The following is a 23895-nucleotide window of genomic DNA, read 5'->3' on the forward strand; positions in this document are numbered from 1 at the left end:
CGCCCGGCCCGGCCCAGGACGCCCGCACCCCCGGCGGCCTGCCGGTACGGGTACGTCAGGCGCACATCGCCCCGCAGCTGAAGGACAGCGCCGGCCCCGCCGGCGAGCCCGAACCCACGGCGGAGGAGCCCCGGTCACCCGAGCAGGTACGCCGCACGATGGCTTCGTACCAGAGCGGGACGCGCGCCGGCCGCGCCGAGGCCGAGCGACTCCTCGACGAGCCCGACCCGAACGGGTCGGCGGCAACCTGATCCAACACTGCCAGAAAGAGGAAACGGGAAGTGGTACAGCACAGATCGACCAATGATCTGGCCTGGTTGCTGGACGAACTGGTCGGACGGGTGCAGCAGGCCCGGCACGCGATCGTTCTGTCCGTGGACGGGCTGCTCGTCGCCTCCTCCACCGGGCTGAGCAACGGCGACGGGGAGCACCTGGCGGCGATCGCCTCCGGGATCCAGAGCCTGGCGAAGGGTGCCGGCAAGCGGTTCGGCGGCGGCAGCGTACGGCAGAGCATCATCGAGATGGAGTCGGCGTTCTTGTTCGTCACCGCCGCGGGGCACGGCGCGTGCCTGGCGGTCCTGGCCACGGAGGACGCCGACGTCGGTCTGATCGCCTACGAGATGGCCACACTGGTGGTCCGGGTCGGCAAGTTCCTGGAGTCCCCGGCGCGGTCCGCACAGCCCATCGGAGGGTAGGGGTGGCCATGCCGGATTCGGAGCCACTGTGGGTGGACGACGCGGCCGGACCGGTCGTGCGGCCCTACGCGATGACCAGGGGCCGCGCGGCGGCGCAGAACCGCTTCAACGTGATTTCGCAGGTGGTCGCCGCGCAGCCGGCGCCGGCGTTGGAGGTGGGGATCGGGCCGGAGCACATCGCCATCGTCAACCTCTGCCAACGCCCCCTGGCGCTGGCAGAGGTCGCCGCTCACCTCGGTCTTCCCCTGGGAACGATCCGTGTTCTCCTCGACGATCTGCTGGCACGGCGGCTCGTCAAGGTCATCGAGCCCAAGCCGCACACCACCCTCCCCGACGACAGCGTATTCGAGGCACTGATCAATGGAATCCGGGCACTCTGAGGGCGAGGGCGGCACCGCCCTCCCGACAGCTACCAAAATCCTCATAGCCGGCGGCTTCGGCGTCGGCAAGACCACCCTGGTCGGTTCCGTCAGTGAGACGGCACCGCTGCGCACCGAGGAGATCCTCTCCGAGAAGGGCATCGGCGTCGACGACCTCGCCGGCGTCGAGTCGAAGTCGACCACCACGGTGGCGATGGACTTCGGTCGGATCAGCTTCGGCGAGGACCTGGTGCTGTATCTGTTCGGCACCCCCGGGCAGGACAGGTTCTGGTTCGTCTGGGACGAGCTGGCCCACGGCGCCCTCGGCGCGGTCGTGCTGGCCGACACCCGGCGACTGGCCGACTGTTTCCCGTCGGTGGACTACTTCGAGCGGCACCATCTGCCGTTCATCGTCGCGGTGAACTGCTTCGACGAGGCCCGCCGGTACAGCCTCGACGAGGTGAAGCTGGCCTTGAGCATCGACCCGGACGTGCCGGTGATGCTGTGCGACGCCCGGCAGCGGGAGTCCTCGAAGGACGTGCTCATCACCCTGATCGAGCACGTCCGCAAGTCGCGCAGCCGGGCCGGCGACCCGCAACCCGCCGGTTCCTGAGACGTCCGGAGCGGACCCGCCGGCATCGTGCGGGAGGGCCGCGTCTGTGCGACCAGCACGGCGCCGAGGACGATCAGGCCGCCCACGGCCTGCACGGCGGTGAGGCGTTCGTCGACGAGCAGCCAGCCGAGTGCGGTCGCGACGAGAGGACTGAGCAGGCCGAGAAACGTCACCTCGGTCGGGGACAGGGCCCGGATGCCACGGAACCACAGCGGGTAGGCGAGCATCGCGCCGGCTACGCCGAGGTACGCGTAGCCCGCGAGGTTGGCGGGAGTCACCGTGGCGGGTGGGGCTCCCTCGAGGACGAGGGCGACCGGCGCCAGCAGCAGGCCACCGGCGACGAGCTGCCAGCTCGTGGTGGCCAGAACCGGCGCCGGCGACGGCCACCTCTTGCTGAGCACCACGCCGAGGGCCATGCACGCCGCCCCGCCGAGAGCGGCCACCACGCCCACGGCGTCCAGTCGCGCCTCGGCCCGCAGCACGAGCAGGCCGACCCCGACCAGGCCCGCGAGGCCAGCGGTCAGGGTACGCCGGGACAGGGGCAGTCCGAGCAGGCCCGCGGCCAGGCTGGCGACGAGCAGCGGCTGGATCGCTCCGACGGTCGCGGCGACGCCGCCCGGCAGCCGGTACGCGGCGACGAACAGCAGGGCGAAGAACGCCCCGATGTTGAGCGCTCCGAGGACGAGGGCCCGCCACCACCATGCCCCGGTCGGTAGCCGCCGGGTCAACGCGAGGAGAACGAGGCCGGCGGGCAGGGCCCGCGCCACGCCCGCCAGCAGGGGTCGTTCCGGCGGCAGGAGCGCGGTGGTGACCAGGTAGGTGCTCCCCCACACCAGCGGCGCCACCGAGGTCAGAAGAAGAACGCCGACACGTTTGCTTAGCACTAAGCCAATTTATCTCAGCACTAAGACATCTGACGGAGAGGTGAATTATCTCACCGCTAAGACATCGTGTAGCGTGGTGGGGTGGCAGATCACGTCGACCATGTGCTCGACCAGTGGAAGACACAGCGACCGGATCTCGACGTGTCCCCAATGGCCGTCCTGGGGCGGCTGTCCCGCCTGTCCCGGCTCGTCGGCGCCGAACTGCACCGGACATTCGCCCGGCACGGGCTCGACGCCGCATCCTTCGACGTCCTCGCCACCCTCCGGCGGAGCCCGCCACCGCACCGGCTTACCCCCACCGAACTGATGCGGGACGCGATGGTCACCTCGGGAGCGGTGACCCAGCGCCTCGACCGGCTGGAAGCGCGGGGGCTGGTGACCCGCACGCCGAGCGAGCAGGACCGCCGGGCGGTGACGGTCGCTCTCACCAACGAGGGCATGGCCCTCGTCGAACAGGTCCTGCCCGACCACGTCGCCACCGAGCACCGGCTGCTGGCCGCGCTGCCCCCCACCGACCGCGCGGCCCTGGCCGGTCTGCTTCGGGACCTGCTGGAGTCGCTCGGCGACACCCGCTGAACCCACCAACCGGCACCGGACCATCCGGCGACCGCCGCACCTCTCGGCTTTCCCGGCCCCGAGGGCGCGGTCAGCACCTCGGCGACCCCGGCCAGCCCTCCGCACACACCTAGCCCCGGGCTTCGGGCTCCCGGTCGACCGGCGTCCCCGGCTCGGCGGCAACGAGGACGACATGCAGGTTGCGGGGACCGTGGACGCCCTCGACCCGGCTGAGTTCGATGTCGCTGGTGGCGGAGGGTCCGCTGACCCAGGTCAGGGGCCGACCCGGATCGACGCGGGCGAGGGCGTCCGGCACGGTGGCGACGACCTGGTCGGCGCGGAGCACGCAGACGTGCACGTCGGGCAGCAGGGTGATGAGCCGGCGGCCCTGGTCAGCAGCCGCGTCGAGCACGATGGTGCCGGTTTCGGCGACCGCCACCGCCGCCCCGGTGACCACCCCGTCGGCGGCGGCGACCACGTCGACGCCGAGGTCGTCGTCCGGTACCGCGGTGACGCTGTCGGGCAGCCAGTGCCGGGGCAGTCCGGGCGGCACCACGACCCGTCGACCGCCGAGCACCGCGTCGACGGTGCGGGCGACGTCGGCGTCGGCGCACCGGTGCACGGTGGCCCGGTAGTCGGTGAGCCGCTCCACGAACAGGTCGAGGTCGACGACGGCCGACCCGGGGCCACGGTAGTCCCGCGCCACCTCGGCCGGCGCCGGCACCGGCCCGCCGAGGGCGGCCCGCAGGCGGCCGAGGATCACCTCCCGTGCGCTCACCGCTCGGCCCACCACTGGCGGAAGGTCTGCCGTGGCGGCTCCGGCAGGTCGCGGCTGGCGGTCCAGCCGGACAGCGGCGGCGGCAGGCCGCGCCCCCGCCGGCCGGCGAGCCGGCCCAGCCGCGCGGCGCGCTGCGCGGCCGCGTACAGGGCCGGATGGTCCATCGTGTACGCGGCGGCGGCCATCGCCGTCGCCTCGGCCTTCGGGTGGGGCGCCTGGCCGCGCAGGTGGACCAGGATGGACGGAATGTCGATCATCACCGGGCAGGCGTCGTAGCAGGCACCGCAGAGCGACGACGCGTACGGCAGGGAGGCATTGTCCGCCACGCCGGTGAGCTGCGGGGAGAGCACCGCGCCGATCGGCCCCGGATAGACCGACCCGTACGCGTGCCCGCCGGTGCGTTCGTACACCGGGCAGACGTTCAGGCAGGCCGAGCAGCGGATGCAGTGCAGCGCCTGCCGGCCGACCGGGTCGGCCAGCACCGCGCTGCGCCCGTTGTCGAGCAGCACCAGGTGGAACGCCTGCGGCCCGTCGCCCGGGGTGATGCCGGTCCACATCGAGGTGTAGGGGTTCATCCGCTCCCCGGTGGACGCCCGGGGCAGCAACTGGAGGAAGACCTCCAGGTCCCGCCAGGTGGGGATGACTTTCTCGATGCCCATCACGGTGATCAGGGTCTCCGGCAGGGTGAGGCACATCCGCCCGTTGCCCTCCGACTCGACCACCGCGAGGGTGCCGGTCTCGGCGACGGCGAAGTTCGCCCCGGAGACGGCCACCCGGGTACTCAGGAACGTCTGGCGCAGGTGCCGCCGCGCGGCGGCGGCCAGGGCCGCCGGCTCGTCGGTGAGCGCCCGGTCCACGCCCGGCATCGCCCGCAGGAAGATCTCCCGGATCTCCGAGCGGTTGCGGTGGATCGCCGGCACCAGGATGTGGCTGGGCCGGTCGTCGCCGAGCTGCACGATCAGCTCGGCGAGGTCGGTCTCGACCGGTTCGATCCCGGCGGCCTCCAGAGCCTCGTTGAGGCCGATCTCCTGGGTGGCCATCGACTTGACCTTCATCACCCGGTCCGCGCCGGTGGCCCGGACCAGGTCGGTGACGATCCGGTTTGCCTGCACCGCGTCAGCCGCCCAGTGCACCGTGCCGCCGGCCGCGGTCACCGCCGCCTCCAGCTGTTCCAGCAACTCGGGCAGTCGGGCCATGGTGTCGGTCTTGATGGCCCGACCCGCGGCCCGCAGTCCCGGCCAGTCCGGCACCTCACCGATCACCGCCGCCGACCGACCCCGGATGGTGGCGGTGGCGTGGCCGAGGTTGCGGCGCAGCTGGGCGTCCGCCAGCGCCCGCCGGGCGGCGGCGGGGAACGGCTCGGTGCCGCGTAGGTGCCCCACACCGGGCGGCGCGGTGGCCGGCATGCCGAGGAAGGACCGGGTCATCTCGTACCTCCCGTGGTCGGTGCCGGGGCGTCGGCGGGGACGGCTTCGGTGCTGGCCAGGATCTCGGCCAGGTGCACCGTCCGGACCCCGGCGCGCAGCCGGGACAGACCGCCGCCGATGTGCATCAGGCAGGAGGCGTCCCCGGCGGTGCACACGTCGGCCCGGGTGGCGAGCACGTGACGCATCTTGTCGGCGAGCATCGCGGTGGAGGTGTCGGCGTTCTTCACCGCGAACGTGCCGCCGAAGCCGCAGCACTGCTCCGCCTGCGGCAACTCCACCAGGTCCAGCCCACGCACCGCGCGCAGCAGCCGCAACGGCCGGTCCCCCACCCGCAGCATCCGCAGCGAGTGGCAGGTCGGGTGGTACGTCACCCGGTGCGGGTAGTACGCGCCCACGTCGGTCACCCCGAGCACGTCCACCAGGAACTCCGACAGCTCGTACGTGCGGGCGGCGACGTCCTCGGCCCGCCCCGCCAGCCGCTCGTCCCCCGCGCCCCGGGCCACCGTGGCGTGCTGGTGGCGCACCGACCCCACGCAGGAGCCGGACGGGGCCACCACCACGTCGTACGGGGCGAAGACCCGCACGTGTCGGCGCACCAGCCGCAGCGCGTCACCCGGATAGCCGGTGTTGACGTGCATCTGCCCGCAGCAGGTCTGCCCCTCGGGGAAGACGACCTCGTGACCGAGGCGCTCCAGCAGCCGTACCGTCGCGATCGCCGCCTGCGGGAACAGGGTGTCGGCCAGGCACGTCACGAACAACGCGACCCGCATCATCCACCACCCATCCGCTGTTCGGCGGCCTGCCAGGCCGGCTGGTCGCCCCGCGGCTCGTACCGGACGAGGCGCTGGGTCTCGCGCAGCAGGGACCGCAGGGCCGCCAGGTCACCGCCGACCACACCGGCGGCGCGGGCCTGTACCAGGATGTTACCGAGCGCGGTGGCCTCGACCGGCCCGGCGATCACCGGTAGTCCGCAGGCGTCGGCCGTCAACTGGCAGAGCAGCTCGTTGCGGGCGCCGCCGCCGACGACGTGCACGGCCTCGACGTCCCGGCCGGAGAGCTGTTGGGCCTGGCGCACCGCCCGCCGGTGGGCCAGCGCCAGGCTGTCGATGACGCATCGTACGGTGGCGGCCCGGCTGTCGGGCACCGGCTCGCCGGCGCGCCCACAGGCGTCGGCGATGCGGGCCGGCATGTCGCCGGGGGGCAGGAACACCGGGTCGTCCAGGTCGACGACGCGGCGCAGGGCCGGTTCCCCGGCGGCCTGCCGCACCAGCTCGGGCAGGTCGGTGGTGCCCCAGGCACGCAGCGACTCCTGCAGCGGCCACAGACCCATCACGTTGCGCAGGTAGCGGATGGTGCCGTCGACGCCGGACTCGTTGGTGAAGTTGGCCCGCCGGCTCGCCTCGGTGAGCACCGGAGCGTCCAGTTCGACCCCGACCAGGGACCAGGTGCCGCAGGAGATGTAGGCGAACCGCTCCCCCGCTGCCGGCACACCGGCGACGGCGGACGCGGTGTCGTGGGAGCCGACCGCCACCACCTCGGGCGCGCCGGGCAGGCCCAGGTCGGGTCGGACCGGGCCGACCCGGGTGCCCGGGTCGTGCAGTGGCGGGAACAGGTCGGCCGGGATGCCCGCGTCGGCCATCAGTTCGGTGGCCCAGGCCCGCCGCCGCAGGTCGTACAGCTGGGTGGTGGAGGCGTTGGTGCGCTCGGCGCCGATCCGCCCGGTGAGCCAGTACGTGATCAGGTCCGGGATGAGCAGCAGCCGGTCGGCGGCGGCCAGTTGCGGCGTACCGGCCGCCGCGACCAACTGGTAGAGGGTGTTGAACGGCAGCTGTTGCAGCCCGGTGGTGGCGTAGAGCCGTTCCGGGCCGAGTTGCCGCGCCACCTGGTCGGCCACCTGGTCGGTACGCGCGTCGCGGTAGTGCACCGGGTTGCCGAGCAGCGCCCCGGCGCTGTCGAGCAGCCCGTAGTCGACGGCCCAGGAGTCGACGCCGACGCTGGCCACCGGACCGGCGGCCCGCAGGCCGGTCTGCACGCCGTGCCACAGGCGCAGGATGTCCCAGTGCAGGGTGTCGCCGACCCGGACCGGCTCGTTGGTGAAGCGGTGCGCCTCGGCCAACTCCATCCGGTCACCGTCGACGTGCCCGACCATCACCCGGCCGCTGGACGCCCCCAGGTCGACGGCGGCGACCGTGACCGCGCCGCTCACCGCGTACCGTGCCGGTCACTCATCGGACTCCCCTGTCTGTCATGGCTGGTTCCGCCGAGCTGCCGGTCAGCGGAGGAAGGCCGCGGCGACCCCCGCGTCGACCGGGATGTGCAGGCCGGTGGTGTGGGACAGCTCGCCGCCGGTGAGCACGAAGACCGCATTGGCGACGTGCTCGGGCAGCACCTCCCGCTTGAGCAGGGTGCGCTGGGCGTAGAACTCGCCCAGCTTCTCCTCCGGCACGCCGTAGACGGCGGCCCGTTGCGCACCCCAGCCACCGGCGAAGATGCCGGAGCCGCGCACCACACCGTCGGGGTTCACGCCGTTGACCCGGACGCCGTGCCCGCCCAGCTCCGCGGCGAGCAGCCGCACCTGGTGTGCCTGGTCGGCCTTGGCCGCACCGTACGCGACGTTGTTCGGGCCGGCGAACAGGGAGTTCTTGCTGGAGATGTAGACGATGTCCCCGCCCATCCCCTGCTCGATGAGGACCCGGGCGGCCTCCCGCGAGACCAGGAAGGAACCCTTGGCCATGACGTCGTGCTGGATGTCCCAGTCCGTCTCGGTGGTCTCCAGCAGCGACCTGGACAACGACAGTCCGGCGTTGTTGACGACGAGGTCGAGCCCGCCGTAGGCGAGCACCGCCGCGCGGACCGCGGCGGCCACCGCCTCGGCGTCGGTGACGTCGACCGGTACGGCCACCGCGACGTCGTCGCCGCCCAGCTCGCCGGCGACCCGCTCGGCGGCGGCGACGTCCCGGTCGGCGACGACCACGCAGGCGCCTTCGGCGGCGAGCCGGTGAGCGATCGCCCGGCCGATGCCGGAGCCGGCACCGGTGACCAGGGCGATCCGGGTGGCCAGCGGCTTCGGCTTGGGCATCCGGGCGAGTTTGGCCTCCTCCAGCGCCCAGTACTCGATGCGGAACTTCTCCGCCTCGTCGATCGGCGCGTACCGCGACACCGACTCCGCACCGCGCATCACGTTGATCGCGTTGACGTAGAACTCCCCGGCGACCCGGGCGGTCTGCTTGTTGGCCCCGTAGCTGAACATGCCGACGCCGGGGATGAGCACGATCGCCGGGTCGGCGCCGCGCATCGGCGGGCTGTCCGGACCGGCGTGACGCTGGTAGTAGGCGCGGTAGTCGTCCCGGTAGGCGGCGTGCAGCTCCCTGAGCCGGGCGACGGTGTCGGCCAGCGGCGCGGTCGGCGGCAGGTCGAGCACCATCGGACGGACCTTGGTACGCAGGAAGTGGTCCGGGCAGGAGGTGCCGAGCGCCGCGAGCGCGGGGTGCCGCTCGCGGGCGACGAAGTCGAGCACCACGTCGCTGTCGGTGAAGTGCCCGACCTGCGGGCGGTCGGTGCTGGCCAGACCGCGCAACACGGGTGCCAGCGCCGCGGCCCGGGCCCGCCGCCCGGCCGGCGGCAGCGGCTCGTAGCCTTCGACCACCGCGCCGAACGGCTCCGCCCGGCCGCGCTCGTCGAGGTACGCCTGCGCGGTACGGATGATCTCCCGCGAGTGGCGTTCACACTCCTCGCTGGTCGTACCCCACGCGGTGATGCCGTGTCCACCGAGGATGACGCCGATCGCCTGCGGGTTGGCCCGCGCCACGGCGGCGATGTCGAGGCCGAGCTGGAAGCCGGGCCGCCGCCACGGCACCCAGAGCACCCGGTCGCCGAAGATCTCCTTGGTCAGCTCGGGTCCGTCGGCGGCGGTGGCGATGGCGATGCCGGCGTCGGGGTGCAGGTGGTCGACGTGTGGGGCGTCGACCAGTCCGTGCATGGCCGTGTCGATCGACGGCGCGGCCCCGCCCCGCCCGTGCAGGCAGTAGTCGAACGCGGCAACCATCTCGTCCTCCCGGTGGACTCCCGGGTAGACGTCGACCAGGGCACGCAGCCGGTCGAGCCGGAGCACCGCCAGACCTGCCTCGGCGAGGGTGCCGAGGTCGCCGCCGGATCCCTTGACCCACAGCAACTCGACCGGGCCACCGGTCACCGGATCGGTGGTCTCGCCCTTGGCCGAGGTGTTGCCGCCGGCGTAGTTGGTCGTGGTCGGGTCGGCGCCGAGCCGGTTGCTACGGGCGACGAGCGCCTGAACCTCGGAGTGCATGGTTCATGTCCCCTGTCTGCGTTATCGGTGTGCTCAGGCGCCCCAGCCGGCCTGCTGGCCGCCGACGCGTTCGGCGCGGATCTTCTCGAAGTAGCCGGAGCGGGCGTAGGCGGCCATCGGGTCGGGGTCCAGGCCCAGGTCGGCGCGGAGCTCGGCGAGCAGCGGCCGCACGTCGGTGTGGTACGCGTCCATCAGCACCGCGTTGGCGCCGAGCACGTCACCGGCCTGCTGGGCGGCGGCGAGCGCGTCGGCGTCGACCAGCAACGCCTTGGCGGTGGCCTCCTGGACGTTGAGCACCGAGCGGATGATCGCGGGAATCTTCGGCTCGATGTTGTGGCACTGGTCGAGCATGAACGCGATGCCGGCCTCCGGGCGCAGGGCGTCGCCGCGGACGATCTCGTACATGATGCGGAACAGTTGGAACGGGTCCGCGGCACCGACCATCAGGTCGTCGTCGGCGTAGAAGCGGGAGTTGAAGTCGAAGGCCCCCAGCTTCCCGGCCCGTAGCAGGAACGCCACGATGAACTCGATGTTCGTGCCGGGCGCGTGGTGCCCGGTGTCGATGACCACCTGCGCCTTCGGCCCGAGTTCCAGGCAGTGCGCGTACGCGGTGCCCCAGTCGGGCACGTCGGTGGTGTAGAAGGCCGGCTCGAACAGTTTGTACTCCAGCAGCATCCGCTGGTCGTCGCCGAGCCGGTCGTAGGTCTCCCGCAGGGCGGCGGCGAGCCGGTCCTGCCGATTGCGGAAGTCGTCCTGGCCGGGGTAGTTGGTGCCGTCGGAGAACCACAGCTTGAGGTCGCGCGAGCCGGTGGCGTCCATGACGTCCACGCACTCGAGCAGGTGGTCGATCGCCTTGCGGCGCACGCCGGGGTCGGGGTTGGTGACGCTGCCGAGCTTGTAGTCGTTGTCCTGGAAAACGTTGGAGTTGATCGCGCCGAGCCCGACGCCCTGGTCGGCGGCGTAGCTCGCCAGGTCGGCGTAGTCGTCGACGCGGTCCCACGGGATGTGCAGGGCCACCGTCGGCGCCACGCCGGTGAGGCGGTGCACCACGCCCGCGTCGGCGATCTTCTCGTACGGGTTGCGTGGCACGCCTTCCTGGGGGAAGACCTTGAACCGGGTGCCGGAGTTCGCGTACGCCCAGGAGGGGGTCTCGATGCGCTGTGCGCGCAGGGCCTGCGTGACCCGCTCCCGGGTCGGCGTGTCGAGCTGCGTCATGCCTGCTCTCCCTTCTGGGCGGCGAGCTGCGCGTCGAGGTTGAAGACCTCGTCCAGCGGTCGCATGGCCCGGTCCGCGGTCTCGTCGTCAAGGTTGAGGAAGAAGGGCGCCATCTCGGCCTGCCAGCGGGCGTTGACGTCGCGGTCCTGCATCGCCGCCTGGGCCGCCGCGAAGTCGTCGGTGGTCAGCACCCCGACAAGCAGGCCGTCCTCGCGGAGGAACAGCGAGTAGTCGTGCCACCCGCTCTCGGCCAGAGCGGCGAGCATCTCCGGCCAGACCCGCTCGTGACGGGCGCGGTACTCGTCCAGCCGGGTCGGGTCGACCTGGAGGGTGAAGCAGATGCGGGGCATGGCTCTCCCATCGACGGCCCGGTCGGTGCCGGCCACGACGGCGGCACCGACCGGGGGGATGCTCAGAAATTAAACTTGTCGATGTTGCTCTTGTCGAACACCGTGGGCGGGCCGAGGACGACCACCCCGTCCTTGCCGACGGTGAACTCACCGAGCCTGCCGGCGGTGAACCTGTCGCCCTCGGCGCCGCTGATCTGGCCGGAGGCGAGGGCCGCCCCGGCGTACGCGGCGAGGTAGCCGAGGTCGGCCGGGTTCCACAGGGCGAACGCGTCGACGGTGCCGTCCTTGACGTACTCGCGCATCTGGTTGGGGGTGCCCAGGCCGGTCAGCTTGACCTTGCCCTTGTACTGCGAGCCGCTGAGGTAGCGGGCGGCGGCGGCGACACCGACCGTGGTCGGGGAGATGACCCCCTTCAGGTTCGGGTACGCCTGCAGCAGGCCCTGCATCTCCTGGAAGGACTTCTGGTCGTCGTCGTTGCCGTAGGCGACCGTGACCAACTTGACCTTGCCGTACTCCGGCTTCTTCAACTCCTCCTTCATCAGCGCGATCCACGCGTTCTGGTTGGTGGCGTTGGCGGTCGCCGACAGGATGGCGATCTCGCCCTCGCCGCCGATCTGCTCGGAGATGAGCTTGACCTGGTTCTCCGCGATGCCCTGGGCGGTCACCTGGTTGACGAAGACCTGCCGGCACTCCGGCTTGGTGTCCGAGTCGAAGGTCACGATCTTCGCGCCGGCGGCCTTGGCCTGGTTCAGCGCGCCACAGATCGCGTTCGGGTCGTTCGCCGACGTCACGATGACGTCCATGCCCTGCTGGGACAGGGTGTTGATGTAGCTGACCTGGGACGAGGCGCTGGCCTCGGAGGGGCCGACCTCCTTGAACTCGCCCTTGACCTCGGTGACCGCCTCCTTTCCGCCATTGTCCGCGGTGGTGAAGTACGGGTTGTTCACCTGCTTCGGCAGGAAGGCGATCTTGAGACCTTCCTTGATCGGGGCATCCGGGTTCGCGGCGCCGCTGGCCTGGCTGCCGCCGGAGTCGCCGCCGGCGTTGTCGCGGGTGGTGCCGCCACAGGCGGCGGTGCCGAGGAGGAGTGCGGTCAGGGTGAGCGCGGTGGCTCCGAGGCGGAGCCGGAAAAGGGAGTTCATCGACGTCCTTCCGGGGGAGGTGGGGGGAGGGAGACGGTCACGGCGCGGTGACCCGCGTGTGGTGCCGTCGTCGGTGCAGCCGGGCGCGGATGTCCCGGACCGCGTTGGGCAGGACCACGGAGGCGATGAGCAGGGTGCCGGTGACGATCGTCAGCGCGTTGGCGTCGACGTCGGCGAGTTGCAGCGCGTTGCGGACGACACCGAGGAGCAGGACGCCGGCCACCACGCCGAGCAGCCGACCCCGGCCGCCGAAGATGGACACGCCGCCCAGCAGCACGGCGGTCACCACGGTCAACTCCAGGCCGGTGGCATTGTCCCCGCGGGCGCTGGCGTAGCGGAGGGTCCAGAAGAGGCCGGCCAGCCCGCAGACCGCTCCGGAGGCCACGAACAGCCAGAACTTCGTCCGGGCCACCGACACCCCGGCGAAGGTGGCGGCCTCGCTGTTGTTGCCCATGGCGTACAGTGCCCGCCCCGCCGGCGTGGCGTGCAGGACGACGCCGAACACCAGCGCCAGCAGGAGCACCGGGACGACCATGACGGGGATGGACGTGCCGGGGATCGGCCGCACCACGGCGGCGGTCCAGTCGGCCGGGAAGTCCGCGACCGCCTGGTCGCCGAGGACCACGAACGACAGCCCTCGGTACAGGGCGAGCGTGCCGATGGTCACCGCCAGCGACGGCAGGCCGAAGCCGGTGACGAACACGCCGTTGACCGCGCCGAGCAGGGCGCCCAGCAGCACCACCAGGACGCAGATCAGCTCCAGCGACAGTCCGCTGGACAGCCACAACTGGCCCATCAGGGAGCTGCACAGGCCGACCATGCTGGCCACTGACAGGTCGATCTCACCGGTGACGATGATCAGCGTCATCGGCAGCGCGAGCAGAGCCAGCGGCACCAGGTCCAGCAGGAGGAACTGGGCGTTGCGGCCGGTGGCGAAGTTCGGCACCGCAGCGCTGGCCACCAGCACGGCGGCGACCAGCCCGGCGACGATCGCCGCGTCCCAGGACCCGAGCGCCGCGCCGAAGCCGGCCAGGCGGCCCGACTGGCGCCCGGCGACCGGCGGCGCCGGAGTCAGGGTGTCATGCGACATGTGCGCTCCTCCCTCGGAGCCGGGCCGCCGTGCGGATGGCCAGGACCCGGTCCAGACCGATGGCGGCGAGGATGAGCGCGCCGACCACGGCCTGCTGCCAGAACGGATCGATGCGCAGGACCGCCAGCGAGCTGCCGATCGTGGTCAGCAGGACGGCACCGAGCGCCGCGCCGTAGACGCTGCCGCTGCCGCCGAAGATGGCCACCCCACCGACCACCGCGGCGGCGACGACCTGGAGCTCCAGGCCGGTACCGGCAGCCGCGTCGAGCGTGCCGAACCGGGCCGCGTACAGCACCCCGGCGAGACCGGCGAGTGCTCCGCTGGCGACGAAGACGGCGAACACCCGCCGGCCGACCGGGATGCCGGACAACCGGGCGGCCGCCGGCTCGGAGCCGATGGCGTACAGCTCCCGGCCGCTGCGGTAGGACCGCAGGTAGAAACCGGCGACCGCGACGACGACCAGCGCGACCAGGAACAGGACGGGCACGCCGAACAGTGTCTGGTTACCCAGGCGCAGGAACGACCGGGGCATGTCGGCGGCGTTGATCTGCTGACCGGCCGCCCAGTAGTAGTCGACGCCACGGAAGGCGTAGAGGGTGCCCAGGGTGATGACCAGCGCGGGGACCTTGGCCACGGCGATGAGGCCGCCGTTCACGGCCCCGCACACCGCACCGAGCGCGACGCCGGTCACGAGCGCGACCGGCCACGGCGTGCCGGGCGCGGCGAGGAACAGCTCGCCGGTGGCGAAGGCGACCAACCCCAGGATCGACCCGACGGACAAGTCGACGTTGCGGGTGACGATGACCAGGGTCTGCCCGACCGCCAGGATCACCAGGATCGCGCAGCCCAGCAGCAGGTCCATGATGCTCTGGCTGCCGAGGAAACGGTCGTTGTACAGCGTGGTGACCAGGATCAGCGCGCCCAGCGCGAGCAGCAGGCTCAACTCCCGGACGGCGAGCAGCCGCTCGGTGAGGCCGCGGCCGGAGCGGCTCGCGTCCGGCGACGGGACGCCGGTGGGCCGGTCGGCGACGCTGGTGTCGGTGCGGCTCATGCGGTCGCTCCCTGACCGGTCGCGGCGAACATGACGGACGTCTCGTCGGCCTCGTCGCGGGACAGCTCGCGGACCAGCCGACCCTCGTGCATGACCAGGACCCGGTCGGCCATGCCGAGCACCTCCGGCAGCTCACTGCTGATCATGAGAATGCCCATTCCCTCCCCGGCCAGCTCCGAGAGCAGCCGGTGGACCTCGGACTTGGTACCGACGTCGATGCCGCGGGTGGGCTCGTCGACGATGAGGACCCGGGGACGGGTGGCGAGCCACTTGGCCAGGACGACCTTCTGCTGGTTGCCGCCGGACAGCGTGCCCACCGCGGCGGTGAGCCGGGAGGTCTTCACCCGCAACCGGCGGCTCCACTGCCGCGCCTCGGCCCGCTCCGCGCCACCGAACAGCAGGCCCAGCCGGGCCAGCGCCCCACGGCGAACCAGGGTGGCGTTGCGTTCGACCGACAGCTCCATGACCAGGCCCTGTTGACGCCGGTCCTCGGGTACGAGCGCCAGGCCGGCCCCGATCGCCTTGGCGGCGCTGCCCGCCGGCAGGACCCTGCCGGCCACCCGGACCTCGCCGGTGTCGTAAGGGTCGATGCCGAAGATGGCCCGGGCCACCTCGCTGCGCCCGGCCCCGACCAACCCGGCGAGGGCCACGATCTCCCCGCCACGGACGTGGAAGGACACGTCGGAGAAGACGCCGGCACGGCTGAGCCCGCGTACCTCCAGCAGGGTGTCGCGCCGCACGGCGTCCTGCTTCGGAAACAGCGAGTCGACGTCCCGGCCGACCATGCGGCGCACGACCTCGCCAACGGTGAGGTCGGCCGTCGGGTCGCTGGAGACCCAGGCTCCGTCGCGCAGCACGGTGAGTCGCTGACACAGGTCGAACACCTCGTCGAAGCGGTGCGAGATGAACAGCACCGCCGCGCCACGCGCGCAGAGCGAGCGGGCGACGCCGAAGAGCCGTTCGACCTCCACGCCGGAGAGCGCCGCCGTCGGTTCGTCCATCACCAGGACACGGGCGTCGAAGGAGATCGCCTTGGCGATCTCGACGAGCTGCTGGTCGGCGATGGACAACCCGCGCGCCGGACGGGCGGGGTCGATCCGGACGCCGAGGCGGGCGAACAACTGCTCGGCCGCGCGGTTCATCTCCCGGATGTCGACCCGACGCAGGCTCCGCAGGGGTTGCCGGCCCATGAAGATGTTCTCCGCGACCGTGAGGTCCGGAAACAGCGTCGGCTCCTGGTAGATGACGGCGATCCCGGCGGCCCGGGCGTCGGCGGGGCCCCGCAGCAGGAGCGGCTCGCCGTCCAGGGTCATCCGGCCCGAGTCCGGCGCATGGGCGCCGGCGAGGATCTTGACGAGGGTCGACTTGCCCGCGCCGTTCTCACCGACCAGGGCGTGCGCCTCGCCCGGATGAAGTTCGAGGTGCACCCCCCGCAGCGCGGCGACGGCGCCGAACGACTTCGCGATGTCGTCGAGAACGAGGAGCGGGGGTGAGGTGATCGTGCCTGCGTCGGGGCTCATTCGACCCCCTCCTGAATCGTTTCATGCAGCTTGCGCTAGGACGCTAGGGGCTCACTCGCAGAGCGTCAAGAGTGTCGCGGAAGTTGCTGCTGGGCTTTCTCACCGACCCGAGACAGCGCAACGGCCCAGATGGAGACCTCTCGATGAGCCTTCCGGCCGCCCTCCGAAACCTACGGTGAAACATTTCAGGTAGTTTTGGACTCCCCGACCACGGGCGGGCCGGCATTGTCGTACACCAGCACAGCGCGTCGAGGGAGCCATGGCAGCCGCAAGCATCAAGGAGGTGGCGCGGCACGCCGGCGTGTCCCTGGGCACCGTGAGCAACGTGCTCAACCGACCCAACCGGGTCGCTCCCGCCACCCGGCAGCGGGTCCTCGACGCCATCGCCGAGCTGGGCTACGTCCGCAACGACTCCGCCCGGCAGTTGCGCGCCGGGCGCAGCCGCACCATCGCCATCGTCGTGCTCGACGTGGCCAATCCCTTCTTCACCGACGTGGTCCGGGGCGCTGAGCAGGTGGTCGAGGAGGCCGGCGCCATGCTCGTGGTCTGCAGCAGCGGCGAGGACCGGGCCCGGGAACGCCGACACCTGGAGCTGCTGGAGGAGCAGCGGGTACGCGGGGTCCTCATCACCCCGGTCGGCCTCGGCAGCCAGCCCCACCTGCAGCGCCTGAACAACCGGGGCATCCCGGTCGTCCTGGTCGACCGCGGGTCCGGCGGCGCGAGCTGCTGTTCGGTCGCGGTGGACGACGTGCTGGGCGGCCGGCTCGCCATGGACCACCTCCTGGCGCAGGGCCACCGCCGCATCGCGTACCTCGGCGGGCCCTTCTCGATCCCTCAGGTTGCCGACCGGCACGCCGGCGCGGCGGCGGCCCTGGCGGCGTACGGCGAACCCGGCGAGCTGCGGGTGGCCGCCACCGACACGCTGACGGTGTCCGCCGGCCGGCGGGCCGCCGCCGAACTCGTCAGCCTGCCCCGGCGGCAGCGCCCGACCGCCGTGTTCTGCGCCAACGACCTGATCGCGCTCGGCGTGCTTCAGGAGCTGACCACGCGCGGGCTGCGGGTGCCCGACGACATCGCGATCGTCGGCTACGACGACATCGAGTTCGCCGGGGCGGCGGCGGTCCCGCTGTCGTCGGTGCGCCAGCCGCGCGAGCAGCTGGGGCGTACGGCAGCCCAGTTGCTGATAGAGGAGGCCGAGAACGGCGCGACGCACCGTCACCGGCACGTCGTGTTCCAACCGCAGCTCGTCGTGCGTCACTCCAGCGATCGGCCCCGGCGCTGACCGCCACGCCGCCCGGTCACCCGTGCCGCCGGTTGGCGCGCAGCGCAGCCAGGATCACCCCGGGTGTGGCCAGCGAACTCGGGTGCTCCCGCATGGAGACGACCTCGTTGAACCGCCGCGCCACCCGCACGTCCGTGACGGTGGCGGTGAGGATCTGCCGGCTGATCCAGCTGGACAACCGGTAACCGCGCGGATAAGGGCCGTCGACGTGCGGCAGCGCCAGGTCCGCCGAGGTCGAGGTCGACCAGGCGGCCTCGACCACGACCTGCTGCAGGTCGAGGAAGCGGCGGGCGGGCACGTCCAGGTCCGGGCGGGACCGCAGGTACAGCGACAGGCAGGCCGCGTGCAGGGCGGCCGCCGTCATCCCCTGCCCGTACACCGGATTGAAGGACGCCACCGCGTCGCCGACGCTGACCAGCCGGGCCGGAAACCGCCGCAGCGCGTTGAAGTCGCGGCGCCGGCTGTCGGCGTGGCGGTAGGTCTGGACGTCGCCGAGCATCTCGTTGTCGGCGACCTCGCCGAACTCCGGCGGGAACTGCTCACGCAGCCGGCGGACGAAGTCGTCGGCGGTTCGCCCCGGGCGACTGTCCTGGTAACCGGCCATCATGGCCATCCACCGGCCATTCTCGATGGCGAAGAACGCCGCCCCGGCCACGTCCGCCGGCCTACCGGGACTGTGCAGCGCCAGGACGATCGGAAACGTCGGCTGTGGCTCGTCGCGTCGGAACACGGCTGTCGCGTAGTTGAGGTGCACGGTCATCCGCCGGGTGGCGGGCCGGTCCCAACCGCCCTGCTCCAGCCACTCGGACAGCCGGCTCGATCGTCCCATGGCGTCCACCACGAATTCGGCCTGCTCGGCTCGCGGCACCCCGTCGACGTCGCAGCGCACTCCGGTGACCCCGGCGTCGCCGAACAGCAGGCCGGTGGCGCGGGCGGTGACGGTCGTGACGTTGGACAGTCGCCGCACCTGCTGGCGGATCAGCCCTTCCAGCAGGGGGCGGCTGCCCGAGAGGCTGTCGGCGTCGTCGGGCACGACGACCTTGAGCCGGCCGTCCAGGTAGCTCCGCCGGGCCTCGGGGGGCGCCTCGACCGCCCCCTGGGCCAGGGCCTGCTCCCGGAACCCCGGGAAGAGCTGCTCGAACTGGATCAGGCCGCCGGGTAGCAGCGCGTGCAGCTGCGTCCCCTGTGGAACGCCGGGCCGCCCGCCAGGGACCGCCAGGTCGTCGCGGTCGATGACGACGACGTGCTCGGCGTAATCGGACAGCACCCGGGCGGCCAGCAGCCCGGCGACGCTGCCGCCGAGCACGACGGCCTTGCCCATCACCGGGGACGCCTGGTCGGGCGGTCGCGCCGCGTTCAACGTGGCGAAGACCCGAGCCGGCGAGAGGGGCATCCTGCTCTCCAAAGGTACGAGGAAGGGGCTGCGCCGGCCCGCCGCCGACCGGTACCCGCGCGGACCTGCGGGGCGGGACCGGTCGGCCGGCCGGCCGCGCGACGATGGTCGCACACCGACCGGCCGGCGCCTGACTGTGCCGGACCGACCGGCGCGGCTGCCACGTCAGCCCACCTCGCGCAACCGGGCCGCGATGCGCTCGGGTGTGGTGTCGCTGATCCAGGCGCCCATCGCCGACTCGACCCCGGCCAGGTACTTCAGCCGTCCCGGCGCCCGCATGATCGAGAACACCTGCAGGTGCAGGCGGAACAGGTCACGCCCGGTGTGGGTGGGCGCCTGGTGCACGGCGGCGATGTACGGCAGCGGGTCCGGCCCCGGGTAGTACCGGTCCAGCCGGCCCAGCACGTCCAGGTAGATCCGGGCCAGGTCGTCGCGTTCGGACCCGGTCAGGTCGGGCAGGTCGCACACGTCCCGGTGCGGCGCCAGGTGCACCTCGACCGGCCAGCGGGCGGCCGCCGGCACGTACGCGGTCCAGTGCGCGGAGGTCACCACCACCCGGCTGCCGGCGCGTCGCTCGGCGTCGAGCACGTCGCGGAAGAGCGCCCCGCCGGTGGTCTCGCGGTGCCGGGCGGCCATCTCGAGCATCCGGGCCACCTTCGGCGGCACGAACGGGAACGCGTAGATCTGCCCGTGCGGGTGCGGCAACGTCACGCCGATCTCCCGACCCCGGTTCTCGAAGACGAAGACGTGCGCGACGCCGGGCAGCCGGCCCAACTGCTCGGTCCGGTCCGCCCACGCCTCGATCACGGTGCGGGCCCGGTGCGGGCTGAGCGACCCGAACGAGCCCTCCGGTTCGGCCGAGAAGCAGATTACCTCGGTACGGCCGTTGGCGGGGCGTACCGGCCAGAGCGGGTCGTCGTCCACCAGCCCCGGGTCGCCGCCGACACGGGGCGAGAAGGACGGGAACCGGTTCTCGAAGACCACCACGTCGTACGTGGGCTCGGCCACCTCGGTGGGAAAGCCGCCCGGCACCGTCGGCGCCAGCGGATCCTGGTCGGCGGCGGGCAGGAAGGTGCGGTTGTTGCGGTGGGCCGCCATGGCGATCCACTCGCCGGTCAACGGGTCGTACCGGGTCTGGGAGGCGCCCCGCACCACCTCGTCGGCGGGCGGCAGCGTCCGGGTGTCGACCGCCGTACGCTCCTTGCCGCCGCAGAGGTACGGCTCGGTGTCGTCGAAGTAGATGATCTCCCGGCCGTCGGCCATCCGCCGCACCGTCCTGCGGACCCGGTGCACCCGCTCGGGTTCGGTGACGGTACGGCGCGCGACGACGCGCACCCGGTCGACGGTGAGCAACCGGGGGCCGGTGCCGGCCAGGCGGTCACGGGCGGCCGGCGGCAACCAGACCGGTGCGTCCGCCGCGAGCGGAAGCAGGTGCAGGGTGACCTCGCTGCCGTCGCGGTAGCCGATGTCGCGGAGGTTGACGATCCAGCGGGAGCCGTCCCAGAACCGGTCGGTGACGGCACGCCCGTCGACCCGCAGCACTCCGACGTCGCCGACCCAGTCGATCTCCAGCAGCGCGTCGTGTGCCGGGTCGGTCGCCCAGTCCGGCAGGCCGAGCCGGTAGCCGGCGGCGAGTTCGTCGAAGACCTCGGGCGTCGGTGCCGACTCGCGGCCGTCGTGGCTGCCGTACGTGACCGGGACCGTGACGGCCGCCGGGTGCCGGAGTTCCACGGCGGCGTCCACTGCGGGCGGCACCGGACCCGGCGGGAAGACCAACTCGGTGAAGGCCCCCCGGTGCGGGTCGTACGCGCGTACCCGGGGCACTCCGGTCGATGCGACCGTGACCCGGCCGTCCGGCCCCCACCGCAGGTCGTCGTCGCTGAGCAGCAGCCGCCGTCCACCGTCCTCGCAGACCCAGATCGCATCGGCGGCTTCGGCCGGCAGGACCAGCACGTCCAGCTCGCCCGTGTCGGTGGTGAGTCGGATCGGGGCCAAGCCGGGCGTGACCTGCCGGACCCGGGCGCCGCCGTCGACGGCCAACTCGGGGTCGATGCCCGCCTCGGCCACCAGCACCAGGGTCGGTACCGCGCCGGGCAGGAGGGTCAGCACCGAGGCGGTGGCCCAGGCCAGGCGCACGCCGCCCGCGGTGAGGTTGACCGGCCAGCGGGCCAGCGTACCGACGGGGATGTCCACCGGGCGCGACGGCAACACGATCTCGGCGTCGTCGAGGGCGATCCGGAAGCGGGCACCGCGGTAGGCGGACAGCGGACAGTGCGGCTGGTGCCAGGCGACGAAGAGGAAGCCGCTGCGGCCGTCGCTGCGCAGCGCCCAGCGCAGCGTACGGTCGTCCGTCACGCCGGACGGCCGCACGGCTGGCAGGCTGGAGGGCATCTCGGCCAGGCGTGGCCCGAAGGCGGCCAGGAAGGCGTGCTGGCGCCGGAGTTCGGCGTGGCTGGGGGCCAGGGTGCCGGCCTCGCCGATCGGGGCGTGAAAGTCGTACCCCAGGCGGGGCATGTCGTTGGGGTAGCGCGTGGCGTGCGACTCCTGCATCCCGGCGTCACCGGGCGGGTTGGTGCCGCCGGCGTACATGTAGTAGCCCTGCCAGGCCGAGCCGTTGCCGATCTTGCAGTGGGCGATGGCGGCGACGTCGAGTGCGGTGGGACGCGGCCGCCGGTGGTAGGCGGTGGCCATGCCGCCGCCCAGCTCGCAGGTCGCGGGCGGGAACAGTGGCGAGGGGTGGCGGGGCGGCGCCTGCTCCGGACCGCCGTCCTGGGCGCGGCGTACGTCGGCACCGATGCCGGGGTCGTCCCAGACATGGGAGAAGAAGTAGTGGTCCCGGAAGGTCGGGTCCCAGGGGGCGTCGGCGTCCACCCAGAAGCCGTCACCGTAGCCGCCGTACAGGGGCAGCACCTCGCCCTCGGGCAGGTCCGCGCCGCCCCAGGCGGTAGCTGTCCACAGTGGCGCGGACAGACCGGCCTCGCGGGCCAGTCGTTTGAGGGTGACCAGGTGCTTCGGCTGGTCGTACAGCTCGTTCTCCAACTGGATGCCGAGCACCGTGCCCGCCCGGGAGCAGCGACCGGCCAGGGCGGCGGCGAGCTGGCCCCACCATTCCCGGACCAGTTCCAGGTATTCGGGGTCGTCGGTTCGATGCCGTACCGGTGCCCGCTGCACCCAGTCGGGGAAGCCCCCGTTCCGGACCTCGCCGTGGCACCAGGGGCCGATGCGCAGGACCACGTCGAGGCCGGTCTCGGCGCACAGGTCGACGAAGGCGGCGACGTCGAGGTTGCCGTCGAAGCGCGGGGTGTCGCGGCGTTCGACGTGGTGGATCCAGATGACGTAGGTGGCCACCACGGTGATCCCACCCGCGCGCATCTGCCGCAGGCGCTCGGCCCAGCGGTGCCGGGGGACGCGGCTGTAGTGCAGCTCGCCGGAGACCGGGATGACGGGGGTGCCGTCGCGGGTCAGGTATCGGTCGGTCAGCGACAGCCCGGGGCGGGCGTCCTCGTCGTTGCTCATCCGGGGTCGACGCAGCGGCGCCGCCCAGGGTCGGTGACGCACGGAGAGCGGCGCGGGCCACGGCAACGGATCGGTGATCATCAGCCCTCCGGATACGTCGACTGTAATCGGTCACAGGTCATGGGGGTGCCCTGAGGGGCCCAAGATACCGGCACCTGCCGGGAGAAAAACAAGGTCTTGACACGCCGGCTGGGCCGCATCACTGTAACCGGTTACAGGTTCCGTTCCGGCGCCGATCATCCCGGGCGGGCGTGTGCCCCAGCCAGTCCCCGCACCGGTCACGCCGATCAAGGAGGACCAATGAACAGAAAATTCGCACCGTTTGTGGCGACACTCACGGCGCTGGTCATGGTGTCGGCTGCCGGTTGCAGCGGGTCGGACGACGACCCGAGCGGCGGCACGACCGGCGGCAAGGTCGAACTCACCTACTGGAGCTGGGCGCCGAACATGGACAAGGTGGCCGCGGCGTGGAACGCGGCCAACCCCGACATCCAGGTCACCGTCAACAAGCAGGACGGCGGCGACCAGGCGGTCACCAAGCTGCTCACCGCCATCAAGGCGGGCAGCGGCGCACCCGACATCATGCAGGCCGAGTACCAGAAGATCCCCACGCTGGTCTCCGCCGACGCCATCGCCGACATCGCCAAGGAGGTCGGTTCCCTCAAGGACAGGTTCCCGGAGTCCGCGTGGAACGGCGTGACCCTCGGCTCCGAGGCCGTCTACGGGGTCCCGCAGGACTCTGGCCCGCTGCTCTTCTACTACCGCGCTGACGTCTTCGACAGGCTCAAGATCACCCCGCCGAAGACGTGGGACGAGTACGCCGAAGCCGCCCGCAGGATCCGCAGGGCGAATCCCAAGCAGTACCTCGGCACCTTCTCGGCCACCGACCCGGGCTGGTTCGCCGGGCTCGCCCAGCAGGCCGGGGCCTCCTGGTGGGGGGTGAACGGCCAGTCCTGGACCGTCGCCATCGACGACGAGGCCACCCGCAAGGTGGCCGGCTACTGGGGCGGGCTGGTGCAGGAGGGCGTCATCGACAACAAGCCGATGTACACCCCGGAGTGGAACGCCGCGCTCAACGACGGCACCCAGGTCGGCTGGGTCAGCGCGGTCTGGGGCCCGGGCGTGCTGGAGGGCAACGCCAAGGACACCTTGGGCAAGTGGAAGGTCGCCCCGCTGCCGCAGTGGGACGCGGCCAAACCGGCCACCGGCAACTGGGGCGGCTCGGCCACCAGCGTGACCACGCAGAGCAAGCACAAGAAGCAGGCCGCTAAGTTCATCGCCTGGCTCAACAGCGACCCGGCCGCCCTCAAGCTGCTGGTCTCGGACGTGAACGTCTACCCGTCGGCCAAGGAGGCGACCAGCACGGCGCTCACCTCGCCGCCGGCGTTCTTCGCGAACCAACCCGACTTCTACCAGATCGCCGAGGAAGCGTCGAAGATCGCGAACCCGTTCACCTACGGCCCGAACGTGAACGTGACCTACAGCGCCTACAGCGACGCCTTCGCCAAGGCCGCGGAGTCCAGGAACGCCGCCGCGTTCACCGCGGCGCTGAGCACCATGCAGAAGACCACGGTCGACGACATGAAGAACGTCGGCTTCACCGTCACCGGATGAGCGTCGGCCGGGCGGGACGCCGACTGGTGTCCCGCCCGGCCCCCGCCGATCCGGGGTTCACCGGCTGTCAGGAAAGGGCCCGGCGATGACCCTGCTCTCCCCCAC

At 72.1% G+C, this 23895-nt stretch carries 20 protein-coding genes and 1 pseudogene; 7 read left to right on the forward strand and 14 right to left on the reverse strand.

The annotated features are described in order from the left end of the window. From E1182_RS31135 to E1182_RS15865, 4 genes are all read left to right on the forward strand, one after another. Positions 1-251 (forward strand): hypothetical protein (locus E1182_RS31135; protein ID WP_165942621.1); only part of this gene is annotated, 251 nt, incomplete at its 5' end. A 30-nt stretch (positions 252-281) separates the two neighbouring features. After that, entirely contained in the window at positions 282-695 is a 414-nt protein-coding gene (locus E1182_RS15855; RefSeq protein ID WP_132265659.1) for a roadblock/LC7 domain-containing protein, read from the forward strand. Positions 696-703: 8 nt separating this feature from the next. Beyond that, entirely contained in the window at positions 704-1075 is a 372-nt protein-coding gene (locus E1182_RS15860; protein WP_132265662.1) for a DUF742 domain-containing protein, read from the forward strand. Then, a complete protein-coding gene (locus E1182_RS15865) occupies positions 1056-1667 on the forward strand; it encodes an ATP/GTP-binding protein (RefSeq protein WP_132265664.1) in 612 nt (203 codons plus the stop codon). Before E1182_RS15860 ends, E1182_RS15865 begins: the two co-directional genes overlap by 20 nt. A 62-nt stretch (positions 1668-1729) precedes the next feature. On the opposite strand, the pseudogene E1182_RS15870 reads toward E1182_RS15865, so the two are convergent. Further along, a pseudogene (locus tag E1182_RS15870) lies at positions 1730-2551 on the reverse strand (EamA family transporter); the annotation flags it as partial. Between the two features lie 81 nt (positions 2552-2632). On the opposite strand from E1182_RS15870, the gene E1182_RS15875 reads away from it, so the two are divergent. After that, positions 2633-3127 carry a MarR family winged helix-turn-helix transcriptional regulator gene (locus E1182_RS15875; RefSeq protein WP_305792128.1) on the forward strand — a complete coding sequence of 165 codons (495 nt, stop codon included), beginning with the start codon at positions 2633-2635 and terminating at the stop codon, positions 3125-3127. Between the two features lie 109 nt (positions 3128-3236). Here the strand turns inward: E1182_RS15875 and E1182_RS15880 are convergent, their stop codons facing one another. The 11 genes from E1182_RS15880 to E1182_RS15930 all read right to left on the reverse strand — a co-directional run bounded on the left by E1182_RS15880 (position 3237) and on the right by E1182_RS15930 (position 15985). Beyond that, positions 3237-3884: an LUD domain-containing protein gene (locus tag E1182_RS15880; protein ID WP_165942622.1), complete on the reverse strand. Its 648-nt coding sequence runs from the start codon at positions 3882-3884 to the stop codon at positions 3237-3239. Beyond that, positions 3881-5311 (reverse strand): lactate utilization protein B, encoded by a 1431-nt coding sequence (locus E1182_RS15885; protein WP_132265668.1) that lies wholly within the window; start codon positions 5309-5311, stop codon positions 3881-3883. The genes E1182_RS15880 and E1182_RS15885 overlap by 4 nt, the downstream gene beginning before the upstream one ends. Continuing rightward, positions 5308-6081: a (Fe-S)-binding protein gene (locus E1182_RS15890; RefSeq protein ID WP_132265670.1), complete on the reverse strand. Its 774-nt coding sequence runs from the start codon at positions 6079-6081 to the stop codon at positions 5308-5310. The genes E1182_RS15885 and E1182_RS15890 overlap by 4 nt, the downstream gene beginning before the upstream one ends. Further along, positions 6081-7517 (reverse strand): rhamnulokinase family protein, encoded by a 1437-nt coding sequence (locus E1182_RS15895; RefSeq protein WP_132265672.1) that lies wholly within the window; start codon positions 7515-7517, stop codon positions 6081-6083. The genes E1182_RS15890 and E1182_RS15895 overlap by 1 nt, the downstream gene beginning before the upstream one ends. A 66-nt stretch (positions 7518-7583) precedes the next feature. Further along, complete coding sequence (locus E1182_RS15900; protein ID WP_132265675.1) at positions 7584-9617, reverse strand: bifunctional aldolase/short-chain dehydrogenase; 2034 nt, start codon at positions 9615-9617, stop codon at positions 7584-7586. A 33-nt stretch (positions 9618-9650) separates the two neighbouring features. Beyond that, entirely contained in the window at positions 9651-10832 is a 1182-nt protein-coding gene (gene rhaI, locus E1182_RS15905) for an L-rhamnose isomerase (RefSeq protein ID WP_132265677.1), read from the reverse strand. Beyond that, complete coding sequence (locus E1182_RS15910; protein WP_132265679.1) at positions 10829-11182, reverse strand: L-rhamnose mutarotase; 354 nt, start codon at positions 11180-11182, stop codon at positions 10829-10831. The genes rhaI and E1182_RS15910 overlap by 4 nt, the downstream gene beginning before the upstream one ends. A 62-nt stretch (positions 11183-11244) precedes the next feature. After that, on the reverse strand, positions 11245-12324 hold the full coding sequence (rhaS, locus tag E1182_RS15915; protein WP_132265682.1) for a rhamnose ABC transporter substrate-binding protein: 1080 nt from the start codon (positions 12322-12324) through the stop codon (positions 11245-11247). Positions 12325-12361: 37 nt separating this feature from the next. Next, the gene (locus E1182_RS15920) at positions 12362-13414 is read right to left on the reverse strand and encodes an ABC transporter permease (RefSeq protein WP_132265684.1); all 1053 of its coding nucleotides are present in this window, start codon (positions 13412-13414) and stop codon (positions 12362-12364) included. Beyond that, positions 13404-14465, reverse strand: coding sequence for an ABC transporter permease (locus E1182_RS15925; RefSeq protein WP_132265686.1), 1062 nt, complete (start codon positions 14463-14465; stop codon positions 13404-13406). Before E1182_RS15925 ends, E1182_RS15920 begins: the two co-directional genes overlap by 11 nt. Next, complete coding sequence (locus tag E1182_RS15930) at positions 14462-15985, reverse strand: sugar ABC transporter ATP-binding protein (RefSeq protein ID WP_132265688.1); 1524 nt, start codon at positions 15983-15985, stop codon at positions 14462-14464. Before E1182_RS15930 ends, E1182_RS15925 begins: the two co-directional genes overlap by 4 nt. Before the next feature lie 259 nt (positions 15986-16244). On the opposite strand from E1182_RS15930, the gene E1182_RS15935 reads away from it, so the two are divergent. Further along, entirely contained in the window at positions 16245-17267 is a 1023-nt protein-coding gene (locus E1182_RS15935) for a LacI family DNA-binding transcriptional regulator (RefSeq protein ID WP_132265691.1), read from the forward strand. Between the two features lie 16 nt (positions 17268-17283). On the opposite strand, the gene E1182_RS15940 is transcribed toward E1182_RS15935, so the two are convergent. Both E1182_RS15940 and galT read right to left on the reverse strand, forming a co-directional pair. Next, positions 17284-18660 (reverse strand): NAD(P)/FAD-dependent oxidoreductase, encoded by a 1377-nt coding sequence (locus tag E1182_RS15940; RefSeq protein ID WP_132265693.1) that lies wholly within the window; start codon positions 18658-18660, stop codon positions 17284-17286. 165 nt (positions 18661-18825) lie between these two features. Further along, the gene (gene galT, locus E1182_RS33000; protein ID WP_371687556.1) at positions 18826-22257 is read right to left on the reverse strand and encodes a galactose-1-phosphate uridylyltransferase; all 3432 of its coding nucleotides are present in this window, start codon (positions 22255-22257) and stop codon (positions 18826-18828) included. A gap of 219 nt (positions 22258-22476) precedes the next feature. On the opposite strand from galT, the gene E1182_RS15950 reads away from it, so the two are divergent. Beyond that, entirely contained in the window at positions 22477-23790 is a 1314-nt protein-coding gene (locus E1182_RS15950; RefSeq protein WP_132265695.1) for an ABC transporter substrate-binding protein, read from the forward strand. Positions 23791-23895 lie beyond the last annotated feature (105 nt).

Source organism: Micromonospora sp. KC721, from assembly GCF_004348355.1.
Lineage (GTDB): Bacteria > Actinomycetota > Actinomycetes > Mycobacteriales > Micromonosporaceae > Micromonospora.

Bases quoted from the DNA above. Each gene is read 5' to 3' on its own strand.
- E1182_RS15860 (WP_132265662.1), top strand. From the start codon at position 704: ATGCCGGATTCGGAGCCACTGTGGGTGGACGACGCGGCCGGACCGGTC.
- E1182_RS15865 (WP_132265664.1), top strand. From the start codon at position 1,056: ATGGAATCCGGGCACTCTGAGGGCGAGGGCGGCACCGCCCTCCCGACA.
- E1182_RS15885 (WP_132265668.1), bottom strand. From the start codon at position 5,311: ATGACCCGGTCCTTCCTCGGCATGCCGGCCACCGCGCCGCCCGGTGTG.
- E1182_RS15890 (WP_132265670.1), bottom strand. From the start codon at position 6,081: ATGCGGGTCGCGTTGTTCGTGACGTGCCTGGCCGACACCCTGTTCCCG.
- E1182_RS15900 (WP_132265675.1), bottom strand. From the start codon at position 9,617: ATGCACTCCGAGGTTCAGGCGCTCGTCGCCCGTAGCAACCGGCTCGGC.
- rhaI (WP_132265677.1), bottom strand. From the start codon at position 10,832: ATGACGCAGCTCGACACGCCGACCCGGGAGCGGGTCACGCAGGCCCTG.
- E1182_RS15910 (WP_132265679.1), bottom strand. From the start codon at position 11,182: ATGCCCCGCATCTGCTTCACCCTCCAGGTCGACCCGACCCGGCTGGAC.
- rhaS (WP_132265682.1), bottom strand. From the start codon at position 12,324: ATGAACTCCCTTTTCCGGCTCCGCCTCGGAGCCACCGCGCTCACCCTG.
- E1182_RS15920 (WP_132265684.1), bottom strand. From the start codon at position 13,414: ATGTCGCATGACACCCTGACTCCGGCGCCGCCGGTCGCCGGGCGCCAG.
- E1182_RS15925 (WP_132265686.1), bottom strand. From the start codon at position 14,465: ATGAGCCGCACCGACACCAGCGTCGCCGACCGGCCCACCGGCGTCCCG.
- E1182_RS15930 (WP_132265688.1), bottom strand. From the start codon at position 15,985: ATGAGCCCCGACGCAGGCACGATCACCTCACCCCCGCTCCTCGTTCTC.
- E1182_RS15935 (WP_132265691.1), top strand. From the start codon at position 16,245: ATGGCAGCCGCAAGCATCAAGGAGGTGGCGCGGCACGCCGGCGTGTCC.
- E1182_RS15940 (WP_132265693.1), bottom strand. From the start codon at position 18,660: ATGCCCCTCTCGCCGGCTCGGGTCTTCGCCACGTTGAACGCGGCGCGA.
- galT (WP_371687556.1), bottom strand. From the start codon at position 22,257: ATGATCACCGATCCGTTGCCGTGGCCCGCGCCGCTCTCCGTGCGTCAC.
- E1182_RS15950 (WP_132265695.1), top strand. From the start codon at position 22,477: ATGAACAGAAAATTCGCACCGTTTGTGGCGACACTCACGGCGCTGGTC.